The organism is Actinoplanes xinjiangensis (assembly GCF_003148685.1).
Lineage (GTDB): Bacteria > Actinomycetota > Actinomycetes > Mycobacteriales > Micromonosporaceae > Actinoplanes > Actinoplanes xinjiangensis.
This window is the reverse complement of the sequence record NZ_QGGR01000010.1, coordinates 114,274-129,269: the sequence shown is the minus strand read 5'-3', so window position 1 is coordinate 129,269 and position 14,996 is coordinate 114,274. Positions and strand designations below refer to the sequence as shown.

General features: G+C 69.5%; 13 protein-coding genes, 4 tRNA genes and 1 pseudogene. 5 read left to right on the top strand and 13 right to left on the bottom strand.

The features are described 5' to 3' along the window. Position 1 precedes the first annotated feature (1 nt). The gene (locus tag BC793_RS23030; RefSeq protein WP_109595507.1) at positions 2 to 1,435 is read right to left on the bottom strand and encodes a hypothetical protein; all 1,434 of its coding nucleotides are present in this window, start codon (positions 1,433 to 1,435) and stop codon (positions 2 to 4) included. Positions 1,436 to 1,581: 146 nt separating this feature from the next. On the opposite strand from BC793_RS23030, the gene BC793_RS23025 reads away from it, so the two are divergent. Then, positions 1,582 to 2,250: a DUF305 domain-containing protein gene (locus tag BC793_RS23025; RefSeq protein ID WP_109595505.1), complete on the top strand. Its 669-nt coding sequence runs from the start codon at positions 1,582 to 1,584 to the stop codon at positions 2,248 to 2,250. 21 nt (positions 2,251 to 2,271) lie between these two features. Here the strand turns inward: BC793_RS23025 and BC793_RS23020 are convergent, their stop codons facing one another. From BC793_RS23020 to BC793_RS23010, 3 genes are all read right to left on the bottom strand, one after another. After that, a complete protein-coding gene (locus BC793_RS23020; protein ID WP_109595503.1) occupies positions 2,272 to 2,997 on the bottom strand; it encodes an SDR family NAD(P)-dependent oxidoreductase in 726 nt (241 codons plus the stop codon). A gap of 44 nt (positions 2,998 to 3,041) precedes the next feature. Then, entirely contained in the window at positions 3,042 to 3,863 is an 822-nt protein-coding gene (locus BC793_RS23015; protein WP_109595501.1) for a helix-turn-helix transcriptional regulator, read from the bottom strand. Positions 3,864 to 4,174: 311 nt separating this feature from the next. Further along, the gene (locus tag BC793_RS23010; protein ID WP_203896344.1) at positions 4,175 to 5,365 is read right to left on the bottom strand and encodes a cytochrome P450 family protein; all 1,191 of its coding nucleotides are present in this window, start codon (positions 5,363 to 5,365) and stop codon (positions 4,175 to 4,177) included. Positions 5,366 to 5,782: 417 nt separating this feature from the next. On the opposite strand from BC793_RS23010, the pseudogene BC793_RS52845 reads away from it, so the two are divergent. Then, positions 5,783 to 6,877 (top strand): annotated as a pseudogene (locus BC793_RS52845) (sulfatase family protein); the annotation flags it as partial. On the opposite strand, the gene BC793_RS49700 reads toward BC793_RS52845, so the two are convergent. Beyond that, positions 6,846 to 6,938: transfer RNA gene (locus BC793_RS49700), tRNA-OTHER, on the bottom strand. The pseudogene BC793_RS52845 and the gene BC793_RS49700 sit on opposite strands and share 32 nt — an antisense overlap. Between BC793_RS49700 and BC793_RS49695 the strand changes: the two genes are divergently transcribed. Next, on the top strand, positions 6,893 to 7,312 hold the full coding sequence (locus BC793_RS49695) for a sulfatase/phosphatase domain-containing protein (RefSeq protein ID WP_158319332.1): 420 nt from the start codon (positions 6,893 to 6,895) through the stop codon (positions 7,310 to 7,312). The two genes, BC793_RS49700 and BC793_RS49695, sit on opposite strands and share 46 nt — an antisense overlap. A gap of 36 nt (positions 7,313 to 7,348) precedes the next feature. On the opposite strand, the gene BC793_RS22995 is transcribed toward BC793_RS49695, so the two are convergent. From BC793_RS22995 to BC793_RS22985, 3 genes are all read right to left on the bottom strand, one after another. After that, complete coding sequence (locus tag BC793_RS22995; RefSeq protein WP_109595496.1) at positions 7,349 to 8,017, bottom strand: NADPH-dependent FMN reductase; 669 nt, start codon at positions 8,015 to 8,017, stop codon at positions 7,349 to 7,351. Positions 8,018 to 8,207: 190 nt separating this feature from the next. Next, positions 8,208 to 8,280: transfer RNA gene (locus tag BC793_RS22990), tRNA-Lys, on the bottom strand. Between the two features lie 48 nt (positions 8,281 to 8,328). Continuing rightward, positions 8,329 to 8,401 (bottom strand) — tRNA-Lys (locus tag BC793_RS22985). A gap of 139 nt (positions 8,402 to 8,540) precedes the next feature. Here BC793_RS22985 and BC793_RS22980 point away from each other — a divergent pair. Beyond that, positions 8,541 to 9,764 (top strand): L,D-transpeptidase, encoded by a 1,224-nt coding sequence (locus BC793_RS22980; protein WP_109595494.1) that lies wholly within the window; start codon positions 8,541 to 8,543, stop codon positions 9,762 to 9,764. 215 nt (positions 9,765 to 9,979) lie between these two features. After that, positions 9,980 to 11,170 (top strand): L,D-transpeptidase, encoded by a 1,191-nt coding sequence (locus BC793_RS22975; RefSeq protein WP_170167266.1) that lies wholly within the window; start codon positions 9,980 to 9,982, stop codon positions 11,168 to 11,170. A gap of 59 nt (positions 11,171 to 11,229) precedes the next feature. Here BC793_RS22975 and BC793_RS22970 read toward each other — a convergent pair whose 3' ends face one another. The 5 genes from BC793_RS22970 to BC793_RS22950 all read right to left on the bottom strand — a co-directional run bounded on the left by BC793_RS22970 (position 11,230) and on the right by BC793_RS22950 (position 14,852). After that, complete coding sequence (locus tag BC793_RS22970; protein ID WP_109595492.1) at positions 11,230 to 12,003, bottom strand: hypothetical protein; 774 nt, start codon at positions 12,001 to 12,003, stop codon at positions 11,230 to 11,232. After that, positions 11,996 to 12,514, bottom strand: coding sequence for a SigE family RNA polymerase sigma factor (locus BC793_RS22965; protein ID WP_109595490.1), 519 nt, complete (start codon positions 12,512 to 12,514; stop codon positions 11,996 to 11,998). Before BC793_RS22965 ends, BC793_RS22970 begins: the two co-directional genes overlap by 8 nt. A gap of 318 nt (positions 12,515 to 12,832) precedes the next feature. Further along, positions 12,833 to 12,908, bottom strand: a tRNA-His gene (locus BC793_RS22960). 78 nt (positions 12,909 to 12,986) lie between these two features. After that, a complete protein-coding gene (orn, locus tag BC793_RS22955; protein ID WP_109595488.1) occupies positions 12,987 to 13,577 on the bottom strand; it encodes an oligoribonuclease in 591 nt (196 codons plus the stop codon). Between the two features lie 204 nt (positions 13,578 to 13,781). Further along, positions 13,782 to 14,852: a winged helix DNA-binding domain-containing protein gene (locus BC793_RS22950; RefSeq protein WP_109595486.1), complete on the bottom strand. Its 1,071-nt coding sequence runs from the start codon at positions 14,850 to 14,852 to the stop codon at positions 13,782 to 13,784. Positions 14,853 to 14,996 lie beyond the last annotated feature (144 nt).

The following is a 14,996-nucleotide window of genomic DNA, read 5'->3' as shown; positions in this document are numbered from 1 at the left end:
ATCACCAGTACCTGCGGTAGTCGGTCTGGGTCTGCGGGTTGAACTGCCACGTCTTCTCCCGCTCCGCCTTGTCGATACGGCGGTCGCTGACCTCCAGAACGTCGAAGCCCTTCTGGATGTCGTTGGAGTAGATGTAGCCGTTGTACCAGTACGCCGACCAGGAGCCGCCGGTGATCAGGCGTTCCGTGCTCAGCGGGCCACGCTCCCAGTAGGCGATCTCCACCGGCTTGCGCGAGTTGGTGAAGTCCCAGATCGAGATGCCGCCCTGGTACCACGCCTGGACCATGATGTCGCGGCCCTTGACCGGGATCAGCGAGCCGTTGTGGGCCACACAGTTCTCGGTCGGCGCGTTGTCCCGCGGGATCTTGAAGTAGCTGCGGAACTCGAGCTTGCGCTTGCTGCCCTTGCCGGTGATGTCGTAGATCGCGTCCGCGCCCTTGTTCTTGCCGATCGTCGGCAGACACTCGGCGCCGCCGCCACCACCGAGCTCGTCGGTGAAGACCACCTTGGTGGCGTCGTTGTTGAACGTCGCCGAGTGCCAGAACGCGAAGTTCTCGGCGTCGCGGACGGTCGTGATGACCTTCGGCGCGGCCGGCTTCGAGATGTCCAGCAGCACGCCGTCACCCATGCAGGCGCCGGCCGCGATGTTCTTCTCCGGGTACGCCGTGATGTCGTGGCATCCGGAGGTGGTGCGGGAGTCCGCGTCACCGGGGAAGCCGCCGTCCGGGAAGAGCACCGGCGCCGACACCAGGGCCGCCTCGGCGGGCTTCTTCAGCGGAACCTTGACGATCGAGATCTTGTCGTGCGGCTGCGCGCAGTTCGGCAGGTCGACGACGTCCAGGTTGTACGACGACACGTACGCGTACACCGAGCGGTCGCGGCCCTTGCCGGGAACCAGCGTCAGGGTGTGCGAACCGCAGTCGGTCTTGACCGCCTTGACGTATTTCGGGTTGCGCGGGTCGCTGATGTCGAAGATCTTGACACCCTCCCAGCGCGGGGTCTCGGCGGGCGCGCTGCTCGGCACACCGACGCTGTTGCAGGAGTCGTCACTGCGGATCGAGTCGGTGCCGAGGAACAGCAGGTTCCCGTAGACGGAGACGTCGTTCTGGGCGCCCGTGCAGAGGACCTGGACGGCCTGGACCGGGTCCTTCGGGTTGCTGATGTCCCAGACGGTGAAGCCGTTGTAGTTACCGGCGAACGCATATTTGCCCTGGAAGGCCAGGTCGCTGTTGAGGGCGTTCTCCGGGGCGAACGGGCCCGTCTTGGGCTCGTTGGCGATCAACTTGATGTTGGGGCTGCTGACGATCTCGTCCACACCCGGGATCGTGGCCGGGTCGGCCTGGGCAGGCGCGGTGACCAGAAAGCTGGTCAGAACCGCTGCCGCCCCGATACTCGCCAGGCGCTTGAACCGCCCTCGTGGGGCAGGATGCCTCATGAAGATCCTTCCGCACTGCTTCCGGCTGGCTGGCACCGGAAAAGCACGGCGAGTCGTGTCGCCAAGTACCCCCGGTGATAGCGATGTCGATCGCTACGATAGTCGTCGTGACCCTCTCATGGGGACGCTTGCCGGAAAGGAAATACATGCAACACCGCCGCGCATGGGCTCTGACCGCCGCAACCCTGGTCCTTCTCGGCGCGGTCGGACTCGCCCTTTTCGCCCGGTTCTCCACCGATGATCCCAAGCCGGCGGCCGCGCCGTCCGTGTCCTCCTCGCCGGTGCGCGTCCTGGTGCCCGGCAGGCCCGGCGAGTCGGCGTCCGTCACCGACTCCGACCATGTGCAGGCACCCGACGCCTCCCCGTACAACAAGGCCGACGTCACGTACGCCCAAATGATGATCGCCCACCACGCGCAGGCTCTCCAGATGGCAGATCTTGTACCCGACCGGGCAGCGGATCAGGGCGTGAAGAACATCGCGAGCCGGATCACCGCCGCCCAGGGGCCGGAGATCGCTATCCTCCGCACCTGGCTGAGCGACCGCGGGCAGCCCGAGTCGGACCCCGCCCACGATCACGCCACCATGCCGGGCATGCAGTCCACCGCCGCCCTGGCCGAGCTGACCGCGGCCCGCGGCGCCGACTTCGACCGCCGGTTCGTCGCGATGATGACCACCCATCACCGGGGTGCCCTCGAGATGGTGAACGTCCTGTTCCGGAGCGGCTCCGAGGAGCGGCTGTCGAAGATGGCCAAGGAGACCGCCATCGAGCAGGACATCGAGATCCGCCGGATGGCCGACCTCGGGGTGAGCTGACCCCCGGGCCGGCCGGCGGCGTCAGAGCAGCATGCCGCCGGAGGCCTCGATCCGCTGGCCGGTGACCCAGCCTGCGCCCGGACCGAGCAGGGCCGCGATCACCCCGGCGATCTCGGCCGGCTCGCCGACCCGGCCGAGCGCGGTCAACGCTCCGATGTGGGCACGGACCTGCTCGTCGTCGCGCAGCGCTCCCCCGCCGAAGTCGGTGGCGACCGGTCCCGGCGCCACCACGTTCGCGGTGATACGGCGCGGGCCGGCCTCCTTGGCCAGGTAGCGCGTGAACACCTCGACGGCGCCCTTCACCGAGGCGTAGGCGGCATACACGCCGTCGCCGGTGAACCGGGCCAGCCCGGTGGAGAGGTTGACGATCCGCCCACCGTCGGCGATCAGCGGCAGCAGTCGCTGGGTCAGGAAGAAGACGCCACGGAAGTGCACGTCGAGCAGTTCGTCGAAGACCTCGACCGGGGTCTGGGCGATCGAACCGGCGTGGCCGACACCGGCGTTGTTGATCAGGAAGTCGAAGTCGGTGCGGTCGTACCGGTCGGCGAGCACCCGCCGCAGCTCGATCTCGAAAGCGGCGTACGACCCCAGGTCGCCGACGGTGAGCGGGAGCGCGACCGCGTCGATCTTCTCCCCGGGGTCCCCGCGGTGCGTGTAGATCACCTCGATGCCGGCCTCGATCAGGGTCAGGGCGGTGGCCCGGCCGAGTCCACGGTTGCCACCGGTGATCAGAGCGATTCTGGGCATGGCGAAGCCTTCCTTCGTACTTTTCGATCGGGAAAAGGGGTTTGTCAGGCGCCGACGGCGGCGAGCAGCTGGAGCTTCTCGTAGCTCGGTGAGCCGGGCGCCGCGGTGAAGACCAGCAGCGTCTGGAGCTGGCCCGGATCGTGCAGGGTCTGGCACCACAGGTCGAGCGGGCCGAGTTGCGGGTGCAGCAGCGTCTTCTGTTCGGTGTGCGCCAGACCGATCTCGTGCTCGGCCCAGATCACGGTGAACTCCGGACTCGCCGCCAGCAGCGCGGCCACGATCTGACCGGCCCGGCTCTCCGGCACCGCCGCGTAGGCGTCCCGCAGCTGCGCCGCGAAGATCCGGCTCTGCCGCTCGTGGTGCTCGTCCGGGTAGAGCCGCCGGGCGGCCGGGTCGGTGAACCAGCGGTACCAGCAGCTGCGGGCCAGTCCGGTGAACCGGGTCTCGCCGCCGACCAGGGCGACGGCCGGTGCGGTCTGGAGCAGCGTCTCGCCGTACCGGGAGATGACCATGGCCGGGGTGTCGCCGAGCCGGTCGATGATCCGCATCATCCCGGGGGCGATGTGGTCGTCGCGGGACACCCGCTGCGGTGCCGGATGCCCGCCGAGCCGGAACAGGTGGTCCCGCTCGGCCAGACTCAGGTGCAGCGCCCGGGCCAGGGCGGCGAGCATCTGCTCCGACGGCCCCGGGCCGCGTTGCTGCTCGATCCGCCCGTAGTAGTCGACGGACATCCCGGCGAGGGCGGCCACCTCCTCGCGGCGCAGGCCGCCGGCGCGGCGCCGGGGGCCACGCGCCAGGCCCACGTCCTCCGGCTGGAGCGACTCCCGGCGGGTGCGGAGGAAGTCCGCGAGCTGTGCCCGGTCCATGTCCCTGCTCCTTCCGGCTCGGCCTGACGGATCAAGCTTGGCTCGCCGCGGCGACCGGATGAAGGCCGAACACATCCCCGGACAGGTGATCCCTGGACGCGGGTCAGCCCCGCAGCGCCGCCGTGATCTGTTCGGCGCCCGGGCTGAGCAGGCTGGACGCGTCACCGCTGAGCTCGTCGTCCTTACGCAGGTCCCGCAGCTTCCTACGGAACTCCTCGATCTTGCGGAGGGCGCCCTTGGTGTCGCCTCGGGAGAGCCGGATCGCGCCGCCGTCTCCCGGGGGCCGGGAGACGGCGGTGCGGGCACCGGAACTACAGGAGTACGGGCAGGTGGTGCAGGCCGCGCAGCAGGGTGCCAGGACGCCAGGGCAGCTCGTCCGGGTCGGTGGCGAGCCGCAGGTCGGGGAAGCGGTCCAGCAGGGCGGTGAACGCGACCTGCGCCTCCAGCCGGGCCAGCGGCGCGCCGAGGCAGTAGTGGATGCCGTGCCCGAAGGCCAGGTGGGCGTTGTTGGGGCGGTCCAGGCGCAGCTCGTCGGCGTCCGGGAAGCGGTCGCCGTCACGGTTGGCCGAGAGCAGGACCACCACCACCGGGTCACCGGCCGCGATGGTGACACCGCCGATCTCCACAGGCTCGGTGGCGACCCGGAACGTGGAGGTCTCGACCGGCCCCTCGAACCGCAGGAACTCCTCGATCGCGGCGGGCAGCAGAGTGCGGTCGGCGCGCAGCCGCTCCCAGCGGTCCCGGTCGCGCAGCAGCAGCCACACGCCGTTGCCGATCAGGTTCACGGTGGTCTCGTGCCCGGCGATGAGCAGCAGGAAGACCATCGAGGACAGCTCCTCGGCGGACAGCCGGTCGCCCTCCTCGCGCACCTGGATGAGGCCGGTGAGCAGATCGTCGCCGCCGTGCTCGCGGCGCTCGGCGAGCAGCGTGGAGATGTACTCGATCATCGCGGTGATCGCCGGGGCCAGCCGGTCGCCGGCTAGCGCGCCGGAGACGATCACGTTGGACCACTCGCGGAAGGCGTTCTGGTCCTCGGCCGGGACGCCGAGCAGCTCGCAGATCACCTGGATGGGCAGCGGGAACGCGAAGGCGTCGATCAGGTCGGCCGACCGCTCGCCGTCGAGCGCGTCCAGCAGTCCGGTGGTGATCTCCTCGATCCGCGGCCGCATGCCCTCGATGCGGCGGGCCGTGAACGCCGCCGAGACGAGCCGGCGCAGGCGGGTGTGGTCGGGCGGATCCACGGCGAGCATGTGCCGGGAGATCGGGGTGGTCAGGTTGGATTGCCCGGCGCCGGCCGACCCCACCGCGAGCATCGACTTGGACAGCCGCGGGTCGGACAGCGCGCGCCGGGCGTCGTCGTAACGGGTGATCAGCCAGGCGTTCAGCCCGCTGGGCAGTTTCACCCGGCGGACCGGGCCGGTGCGGCGCATCTGCGCATACACCGGATGGGGGTTGTTCTGGAACGCCGGGTCGGTGAAATCGAGCTGGAGATCCTGCGTCATCGCGCCCTCCGGGCCGCCGGGAACCGGGTTCCGACGATACCCGTCGATACCGATCCCGGTGGCCCGTCCGGGTTCAAACCGGGCGGCGGCGCGGCGCCCGTGGTGACCGGGGCGGACGGATCGGCAGGTGCGGACGGCGGGTGGTCGGGCGGCGGGGGCGTCGCGGTCGCGGCTCCACCGAGGCCACGACGATCACGACGTACGCCCGGGGCTGCGCGGTGTCGGCCACTGGCATGGATCACCTCCAGGGAAGGCGTCCACTATCCGCCGGACCGGCCGCCGATCGGGGTCCGTTCAGACTTTCTTAATGATCATCTGTGCGAGAGGTAAGCCTCCTGACGAAACCGGTGGGCGCTCCGGCCGACTAATCTCCTGAAGACCTTTCACTGATGGAACCGATGGAGTAGCCGCGCCACCATGAGCCTCCGCACCCTCGGGTACCCCGCCCTCGTCGCGATGTCGCTGGTCCTGGCCGGATGCAGCGCGGATCCCACACCGCCCGGCTCGCCCGCCGCGGCCCGCCCCGCCACGTCGGCGTCAGCCGTCGCCGTCCAGCCGGCCCCGGCCGCGCGGCCGAACATCGTGCTGGTGCTCGTCGACGACCTGTCGATGAATCTCGTGCAGTACATGCCCAACGTGCGCAAGCTCCAGCAGGACGGCACCACGTTCACCAACTACACGGTCACCGACTCGCTCTGCTGCCCGTCGCGTGCCTCGCTGCTCAAGGGCCAGTTCCCGCACAACACCGGGATCGTGAAGAACCACGGCTCGGACGGCGGCTTCCTGCTGTTCCACAGCCGCGGCCAGGAGCGTTCCACCTTCGCCACCGACCTCCAGGGCGCCGGCTACCGCACCGCGTTCCTCGGCAAGTACCTCAACGAGTACCAGCCGGGGCTCCGGATGGGCGGCACCCGGCCGTACGTGCCGCCGGGCTGGGACCAGTGGTTCGCCGGCGGCAACGCCTACCCCAACTTCGACTACAAGCTCAACGAGAACGGCCGGATCGTCTCGTACGGGTCGAAGCCGCAGGACTACCTCACCGACGTGCTCGCGGCCAAGGCGTCGAACTTCATCAGCACCACGGCGGCGACCGGTCAGCCGTTCCTGGTCGAGGTGTCCACGTACACGCCGCACCACCCGTACACCCCGGCACCACGGGACGCGAACCTCTTCCCGGGGCTGCGGGCGCCCCGTACCCCGGCGTGGGACCGGGCGCCGGCCGGAACGGTGTGGCTGGCCGGCAAGCCGAAGCTGACCACGGCGCAGAAACTGCGACTGGACCAGGAGTTCCGGTTGCGGGCCCAGTCCGTGCAGGCGATCGACCGGATGATCGGCCAACTGCGCACCACCCTGGCCCAGGCGGGAGTGGCCGACCGGACCGTGGTGATGTTCACCTCCGACAACGGCTACCACATGGGTGAGTACACCCTGCCGTCCGGCAAGCAGACCGCCTTCGACACCGACGTCAACGTGCCGCTGGTGGTGGCCGGGCCGGGGATCGAACCCGGGCGCAGCGCCGCGCAGGTGGTGGCGAACGTCGACCTGCGGCCCACCTTCGCCGACTGGGCCGGTCTGCCGGCACCGTCGGAGACCGACGGCCGCAGCATCACGCCGCTGCTGTCCGGCAGTGCGCCGGCCGAGTGGCGCCACGGCACGCTGATCGAGCACCACGACCCGGCCACGGATCCGAAGGACCCGGACTACGAGAAGAACAGCCTGAACATCCCGCCGTCCTACGACGCGCTGCGCACCGGCACGTTCACCTACATCGAGTACGTGAACGGCGCCGTCGAGTACTTCGACCGGACGACCGACCCCCACATGATCAAGAACGTGGCCGGGACGCTGAGCCCGGAACGGCTCGGCGAACTGCGTGCGGCGGTACGCGGCCTCGCCACCTGTGTCGGCGCGGACGCCTGCTGGGCCGCGTCGCGGACGGTCAGCTGAGTGCGGTCAGCTGAGGGAAAAGCCGGCTGAGCGAGGTCAGCTGAGCCAGCTGGGCGCGCTCTGCCCGCTCGGGTGGCCGGACCCGCCCCCGCCGTACGGCGAGCCACCGGACCCGTCCGGGCGCCGCACCACCGGGTAGACGCTGGAGTGCGCCTGCCAGGACGGCTGCGGGCGGGGCCGGGCCTCCGACAGCGCGCGGACCAGCGTCTCCAGCATGTCCTGGAGGGCCACGTGCAGGCGGTCGTCGGCGATCAGGCCGGTCGCGTCGATCGAGGCCATCTCCAGTGGCAGGCGGATGCAGGCGGCGCGCAGCAGGCGGGCGCCGCCGTGCTCCAGGACCGACTCCAGGCCGGCCCGGGCACCCTCGTCGACACCGGGCCGGACCACGGACAGCCAGGCGGCCGGTTTGCCACCCAGATCACCGCCGTCGACGAGCCAGTCGAGCAGGTTCTTCAGGCTGCCGGGGAGCGAGCCGGTGTACTCCGGGGTGCTGAACAGCACGGCGTCGGCGGCGTCGACCATGGCGCGCAGCTCGGCGACCACACCGCGCGGGGTCTCGCCCGGCACGAACGCGGGCAGCTCCCGCAGATCCTCGTAGAGGGTCGCGGTGATCTCCTGCGGGGCGAAGCGGGCCGCGGTGCGCAGGGCGGCGGTGTGCAGGGAGCCGGACAGGGTGCTTCCCGAGATCAACAGGACGCGCGTCATGTCGCCGACGATACGACCCCGCGGGGCCGATTCCGGACGTCTGGAAGGCTTGTCGACTGCCCGGTTTCCGACCGGAGAGCAGCGTGAAGTGCATCACGATCATGGGAGTGTGAGGCGCCCCACGAAAAGGTCCGCACAAGCAACAAGGCCCCACCGTAGCGGTGAGGCCTTGTGATGCTGTGCGATGCTGTGCGCCGCGTAGGACTCGAACCTACAACCCGCGGATTAAGAGTCCGCTGCTCTGCCAGTTGAGCTAGCAGCGCCTTTCGACGGAAAACATTAACACACCCGTCGGTCGTTGGTCGGGAGAGTGCGCCGCGTAGGACTCGAACCTACAACCCGCGGATTAAGAGTCCGCTGCTCTGCCAGTTGAGCTAGCAGCGCTCTGCCGTACAACGAGGAAAACGTTAGCACGGGCTGGGAAGATCCTTGAAATCGGCCGCTGACCCCCGGAAGGGGGACCCGTCACTTGCGCCGGTGCGTCAGTATGTCTGCGCCGAGAACTAAAGAACGGGGCCCGACGATGTTTGACCTCCGCCGCTCACTGGCGACGATCATGGCGATCGGCCTGATCGCCTCCACCGCCGCGTGCAGCGACGAGTCCGAACCCGCGTTCGCCGAGCCGCCCACGGCCACCAGCGCCGGGGCCAGTGCCGGGGCATCCGCTCCGGTCACCGAGAGCACCACCGCCGCCGGGCCGGTCACCCTGACCGTCACGCCGGCCGCGAACAAGAAGGACGTACCGGTCAGCGCCGAGATCGGGGTCAAGGTCAGCGGCGGCGAGGTGTCCTCGGTCACGCTCACCGACGCCAAGGGCAAGGCGGTCGCCGGCCGGCTGCGCGAGGACAAGTCGGCGTGGGTGCCGGACAAGCCCCTCAAGACCAGCCAGAAGTACGCCGCCAAGGTCGTCGCCACCGGCGCGGACGGCACGAGCACCACCGCGACCACGTCGTTCACCACGATGGGCGCGCCCGGCCGGGAGACCGGGACCGGTCTCTACCTGTTCGACGGCAACACCTACGGCGTGGCGATGCCGGTCGTGGTGGAGTTCAACCCCGGTATCAAGAAGGCCGACCGGGCGGCGGTGCAGAAGCGGATGTTCGTCGAGACCTCGCCGGCCCAGCCGGGTGTCTGGTCGTGGACCGAGGCCGGCACGCAGGCCTACTACCGGGCGCCGGAGTACTGGCAGACCGGCACCACGATGAAGGTCCGGATCGCGGTCGGCGGCCTGCCCACCGGCGGCGGCCGCTACGGCGACCAGGACCGCTCGGCGACCGTGAAGATCGGCCGCAAGTTCGAGATGAACGTCGACAACGCCTCGAAGAAGATGACCGTGGTGGAGAACGGCGCGAAGGTCCGGACCATCCCGGTGAGCCTGGGCAAGAAGAGCACCCCGTCGTCCAGCGGTCACATGGTGGTGATGGAAAAGAAGGCGGCGACCGTCTTCGACACCACCGACACCGACGGCGCGGCCGGCTACCGCACCGACATCGAGTACGCGCAGCGACTGACCTGGAGCGGTCAGTACATCCACTCGGCTCCGTGGTCGACCGGCGCGCAGGGACGCACGAATGTGTCACACGGCTGTGTCAACGTGTCCCCGTCGAACGCCCGCTGGCTCTTCGAGAAGTCGCTGATCGGCGACCCGGTCGTGGTGAAGGGCACCGGCGACAAGCTGGGCTACGGCAACGGCTGGACGCCGTGGGACGTGAGCTGGGAGAAGTTCAAGGAGGGCAGCGCCCTCTAGGAATCTGCTCGTGGTTTCTTCTCCCCGGCGGGGTACATCGATGGCGTAAGGCCGGTCACGGCACGAAACCGGGATTGGTGCGACGCTGTTTTAGGAGCACTATTGGGCGCCGGGGAGAACGACGCCGTGAGGGGACCATGGAGATGGATGGAATTCGGTCGGCAGAGCGATCCGCGCCGGCCGGCCGCCGTGGCCGGAGCCGTCTGCGCCTCGCGGTGGCGGCGGTGCTCGCGGGCACACTGCTGCTGACCACCGCGTGCAGCGGCAGTGACGAACCCTCCTGGCAGGGCGGCGGCAACAGCACCCCCGAAGGGACCACCGCCGCGTCGCAGGCCCCCGCGGCCGAGCCGGCGCTGAGCACCGTCGCGGTGACCTCTCCCGCGGCCGAGGCGAAGAGTGTCGAGCTCTGGTCCGAGGTGAAATACAACAGCGAGGACCCGGCGAACACCGAGGTCACCGTGACCAACGCCAAGGGCGCCGAGATCAAGGGCACCGTCGACAAGGACGAGAACGTCTGGCGCCCGGCCGAGGGGCTGGCGTGGAACACGAAGTACACGGTGAACGTCAGCACGCCCACCGCCGAGGGCAAGACCAACAGCGTCACGAGCACCTTCACCACCATGAAGGAGCCGTCGAACCTGGTGCGGGTCACCAGCTTCCTGGCCGACGGTCAGAAGGTCGGCGTCGGCATGCCGCTGATCATGAAGTTCGGGCGGTCCATCCCGGAGAAGTACCGGGCCGAGGTGGAGCGGCGGATGGTCGTCACCGCGACGCCCGCGCAGGAGGGCACCTGGCGCTGGATCAGCGCGACCGAGGTGCACTTCCGGCCGAAGACGTACTGGAAGGCCAACTCGAAGGTCTTCTACAGCGTCAACCTCAAGGGCGTGAAGCTCGGTGACGGGTGGTATGGCCGGTCCAACCTGACCGTCGACATGAGCATCGGCCGCGAGATGATCATGACCGTCTCCAACAAGACCAAGAAGATGACGGTCAAGCAGGACGGCAAGGTCATCAAGACGATCCCGGTGAGTCTGGGCAAGGCGAGCACCCCCTCCTCCAGCGGCACCATGGTCGTCATGGAGAAGGCGGCGCACACCATCTTCGACACCACCGACGAGGATCCGGTCAACGGCTACAAGACGCCGATCGACTGGGCGCAGCGCATCACGTACAGCGGTCAGTTCATCCACGCCGCCCCGTGGTCGGAGGGTGTGCAGGGCCGGCGCAACGTCTCGCACGGCTGCGTCAACGTCTCCGAGGCGCTGGGCGAGTGGCTCTTCCAGCGGACCATGATGGGTGACGTGATCACCGTCTCCGGGACCGAGGAGAAGCTGAAGAACGGCAACGGCTGGACCGACTGGAACATGAGCTGGGAAGAGTACAAGAAGGGCAGCTACCTGAACTGACGGCTCCTCCCCCGGCTTGAAAGAGGCGGGCCCCCGATCACCTCGGGGGCCCGCCTCTTTCACGTCGCCGGGAAGGCCCCCGTCACGCCGGCCCGTTCCGCACCCGCGGTGGCCAGTGCCCCGTAGGTGTCGTGCGCCGGATCCCGCTCGCCGTCGGCATGGGTGTACTGCACCGCGAAGACGTAGCTGCCCGGGGCGAGAGTGCCCTGCCGCAGCGTGAACCGGTAGACGAACCGGCTCTTCTCCTCGGTCACCGTCATGGTGATCAGGTCGGCCGGGATCGTGGTCCACTTACCGGCGTCCTCGACACCCGCGGTCTTCGCCACGTTGATCACGACGTCCAGTGCGGTGATCGTCTCGGTGGTGGTGAGGGTGACGTTGCCCTGCGCCCACGTGCCGGCCGAGTGCCCGTCGATGACGGCGGCCGAGCTGAGGAAACCGTCCACCGGCCGCATGCTCGGGCTGGTGATCGCCGGCCGCGGCGGTGGTTTCTCCACCGGCTCCCGGTGGCCGGGGTCCTCGCGGGGTGGCGCCTTGCTCCGGGCCGGTGGGGACGGCGAGGTGGACGGCGACGTCGAGCCCTCGGTGGCCGCCGGTGCCCGGTCGTGCTCCGGCCGGTCGCCGGCCGCCCTGATACCGGCGAACCCGGCCACCAGGGTCGCCACCACCGACGCCGCCGCGGCGACCGGGCGCAACGACGGGACCCACCGGCCGGCGGCCGGTTCGGTGCGGCGCTGGACGATCCGGGTCAGCATCACGTCCCGGTCCGGCAGGTGCCGCTCGGCCTCGTGGCGCAGCACCGAGCCCAGGTCGGACGGGGGGTGCTCAGCCATGGTGGCCTCCCATCATCAGCGGCATCCCGCGCAGGAACTCACTCAACTGGGCAGCGCCCCGCGAGGTGTGACTCTTCACCGCACCGACCGAGATGCCGAGGATCGTGGCGACCTCCCGTTCCGGCACGTCGAACGCGTACCGCAGGACCACGCATTCGCGGCGCCGCTGCGGAAGCCGCTGAAGCGCCGCCCGTACGTCCAGCACCGCGGGGGTGTCGCTCTCGCCGCGCTCGCGGCGCAGCAGGCCCAGCCGCAGCAGCCCGGACCGTTCCCTGGTCTGTTTCCGGATCCATTGACGGGCCAGGTTGGTCACGATGCCGCGCGCGTACGCGACCGGGCTGTCCGCGGCCTGGACCCGTTCCCAGTGCCGCCACACCTCCACGAACGCGTCCGCCGCCAGGTCGTCGGCGGCCTGTGGATCGCCGGTCACCAGGTAGGCGAGCCGGGACAGGTCGGCGTGATGGTCGTCGAAGAACCGCCGGAAAGCGTATTCGATGCCAAGGTCGGACAACTCACTGTTCCTGACCGTCAGGGGATACGGGGAGTACCGACCGCCCCGGGCCGTGGGGACGAGCCCGGGGCGGCCGAGATCAGCCGGCCTTCACGGAGTACGCGGTGGTGGGAGCGGTACGACGATGCGGTTGGTGAGCATGAGGGGGCTCTGGAAGGCGTCGAGTGATCCACACCCCTGTGGCTCGGCGGCCGCGAAAGGTTGCGCGCTCACACGAGAAATTTTTCGGCTTTCCAGATGATGGGAGCGAGCCCACAGGAAATCCGGCTTTCCGGGCGCAAAACGAAAAGGCCCCGTCTCGCGACGAGGCCTTTCACATGGGGTGATCGACGGGACTTGAACCCGCGACCCCCGGGACCACAACCCGGTGCTCTACCAGCTGAGCTACGACCACCATGCCATCACGGGTAACCAACCCCGTGGTGCCAGCCAATCATAACGACTGCCCCGGGGGCCCCGTCGAGCGGGTTACCTACAGCTCGGCGGCGACCGCTTTCGCCGCCTCCACATCCGGGCCGGGCTGCGGGACGAAGATGGTACGGCGGTAATACTCCAGCTCGCGGATGCTCTCCCGGATGTCGGCGAGAGCCCGGTGCGAGAGCCCCTTGGCGGGCTGACCGAAATACACCCGGGGATACCACCGGCGGCACAGCTCCTTGATCGAGGAGACGTCGATCATGCGGTAGTGCAGGTGGGCGTCGAGCGCCGGCATGTCACGGGCCAGGAAGCCGCGGTCGGTGGCGATCGAGTTGCCGCAGAGCGGCGCGGTCCGCGGGTTCGGCACGAACTCCCGGATATACGCCAGGACCGCTTCCTCCGCCTCGGCCATGGTGACGGCCGAGCGTCGGACCTCGTCGGTGAGCCCCGATTTGGCATGCATGTCGCGCACCACCGGGGGCATCGCGTCCAGCGCCGCGTCATCGGCGTGGATGACCAGATCGACGCCCTCACCCAACACGTTCAGCTCCGGATCGGTGACCAGGGCCGCAACCTCGATGAGCTTGTCCTTGCCCAGGTCGAGACCGGTCATCTCACAGTCGATCCACACCAGAAGATCCGCCACGCCGACAGCCTACGCCCGGCGGCACGCCGTTGTTCGGCACGTACGCGGCCACACCCGCTCTACGTGCTGTTTGTCCGGTTTGTGGCCCCGACTTCCCACTTCGCCTATTAGCGGGTAAAGTGTACTTAACGGACGAAGACCCCCTTCGGTTACTCCGTTCCCCCCGGTAATGGGCCCTCCGTGTCGGCAGCGCGGAGGGCCCGTTCACGTCCACCGGACCTCCGGCGTCTCCCCCGGCGCGACGAAACCCACCACGCGCTCCGCCTCGGCCTCCACCGCCGACCGGTCCACCGGGCGCAACGGCCTGAACGGGGCGATCTCCACCAACGGCCCCTTGCGCGACCAGGTCGCCGCCACGAAGCCGTCCACCAGCACCGTCGGGTGCACCATCGACCAGCCCGGCATCACCAGCGACCGGTCACCCGGATGCAGGATCCGGGACCGATCCGAGTGCCCCAGGACCGCGTTGTCGAACTCGGGCAGGAACACCACCGGAGCCGGGGCGTCCGCGTCCTCGATCGGCGCGTCCGGGAGGTCGTACAACTCCATGCCGTTCTCGTCACGGAAGACCCGCAGCCGCGGCCGCAGCGTCGCGAACAGCGCCGCCAGGCGGGTCAGACCCGACCAGACCTGAACGTCCTTCACCGACGCCGGCCCGAACGCCGCCAGATACCGCAACACCAGCGTCTCCGCGTCCGGCCCGGCGGCCAGCGGCCGCCCCAGCCAATCCTCGGCCAGGACACACCCGACCCTCCCGCGATGCCCCCACGTCCCGGCCGGCGGCGGGTGCAGCAGAGCAAATCGCAGATGTACGACCAGCGCCAGCTCCCCGAGTTCCGCCTCCGGAAACCGTGCCGCGATCCGCCGGGCGATCTCCGGGCGGGTCAGCGTCCCCTCCGCGAGGATCTCCCGCCCCACCGCGTCGAACGCCTCCGGATCACAGCCGCCCAGCCGTCCCGCCCGCCCCGCCATCCGCTCCAGGGCCGGTTGCAGCGTCGGCCGCAGCCACCCGTAGTCCGCGCCGGAACACAGATGCTGGGTGCCGCGGAGCAGCGCGCTGCGCACCACCGTCCGGTCCTGCAACAGCCCGGTCAGGTCCGCCATCGCGAAATCCGACGACCTCGCCCACAACCCCAGATACGGCGCGTCCGGCTCCTGGCCCTGCACCGCCACCAGATGCTCGACGATCGCGGCGGCGGGGCGCGGAATCCGCTCGGCGAGCAGCTGGCGCCGTAGGTAGGTCCGGTTCAGGACGCGCGTGGAGAGGACTGTCATAGCCTGACGGTAAATGCCTTTGCGGCCACTTCCTGACCGCAAAGGCAAGCGGGCCGCCCCTCTCGGGACGGCCCGCTCGCCTTACTGTTCGTGACTCTTGCCGTCTCCCCGCGCCCCGCCGGTAGCCGCTCGGTCTCGCGGGCG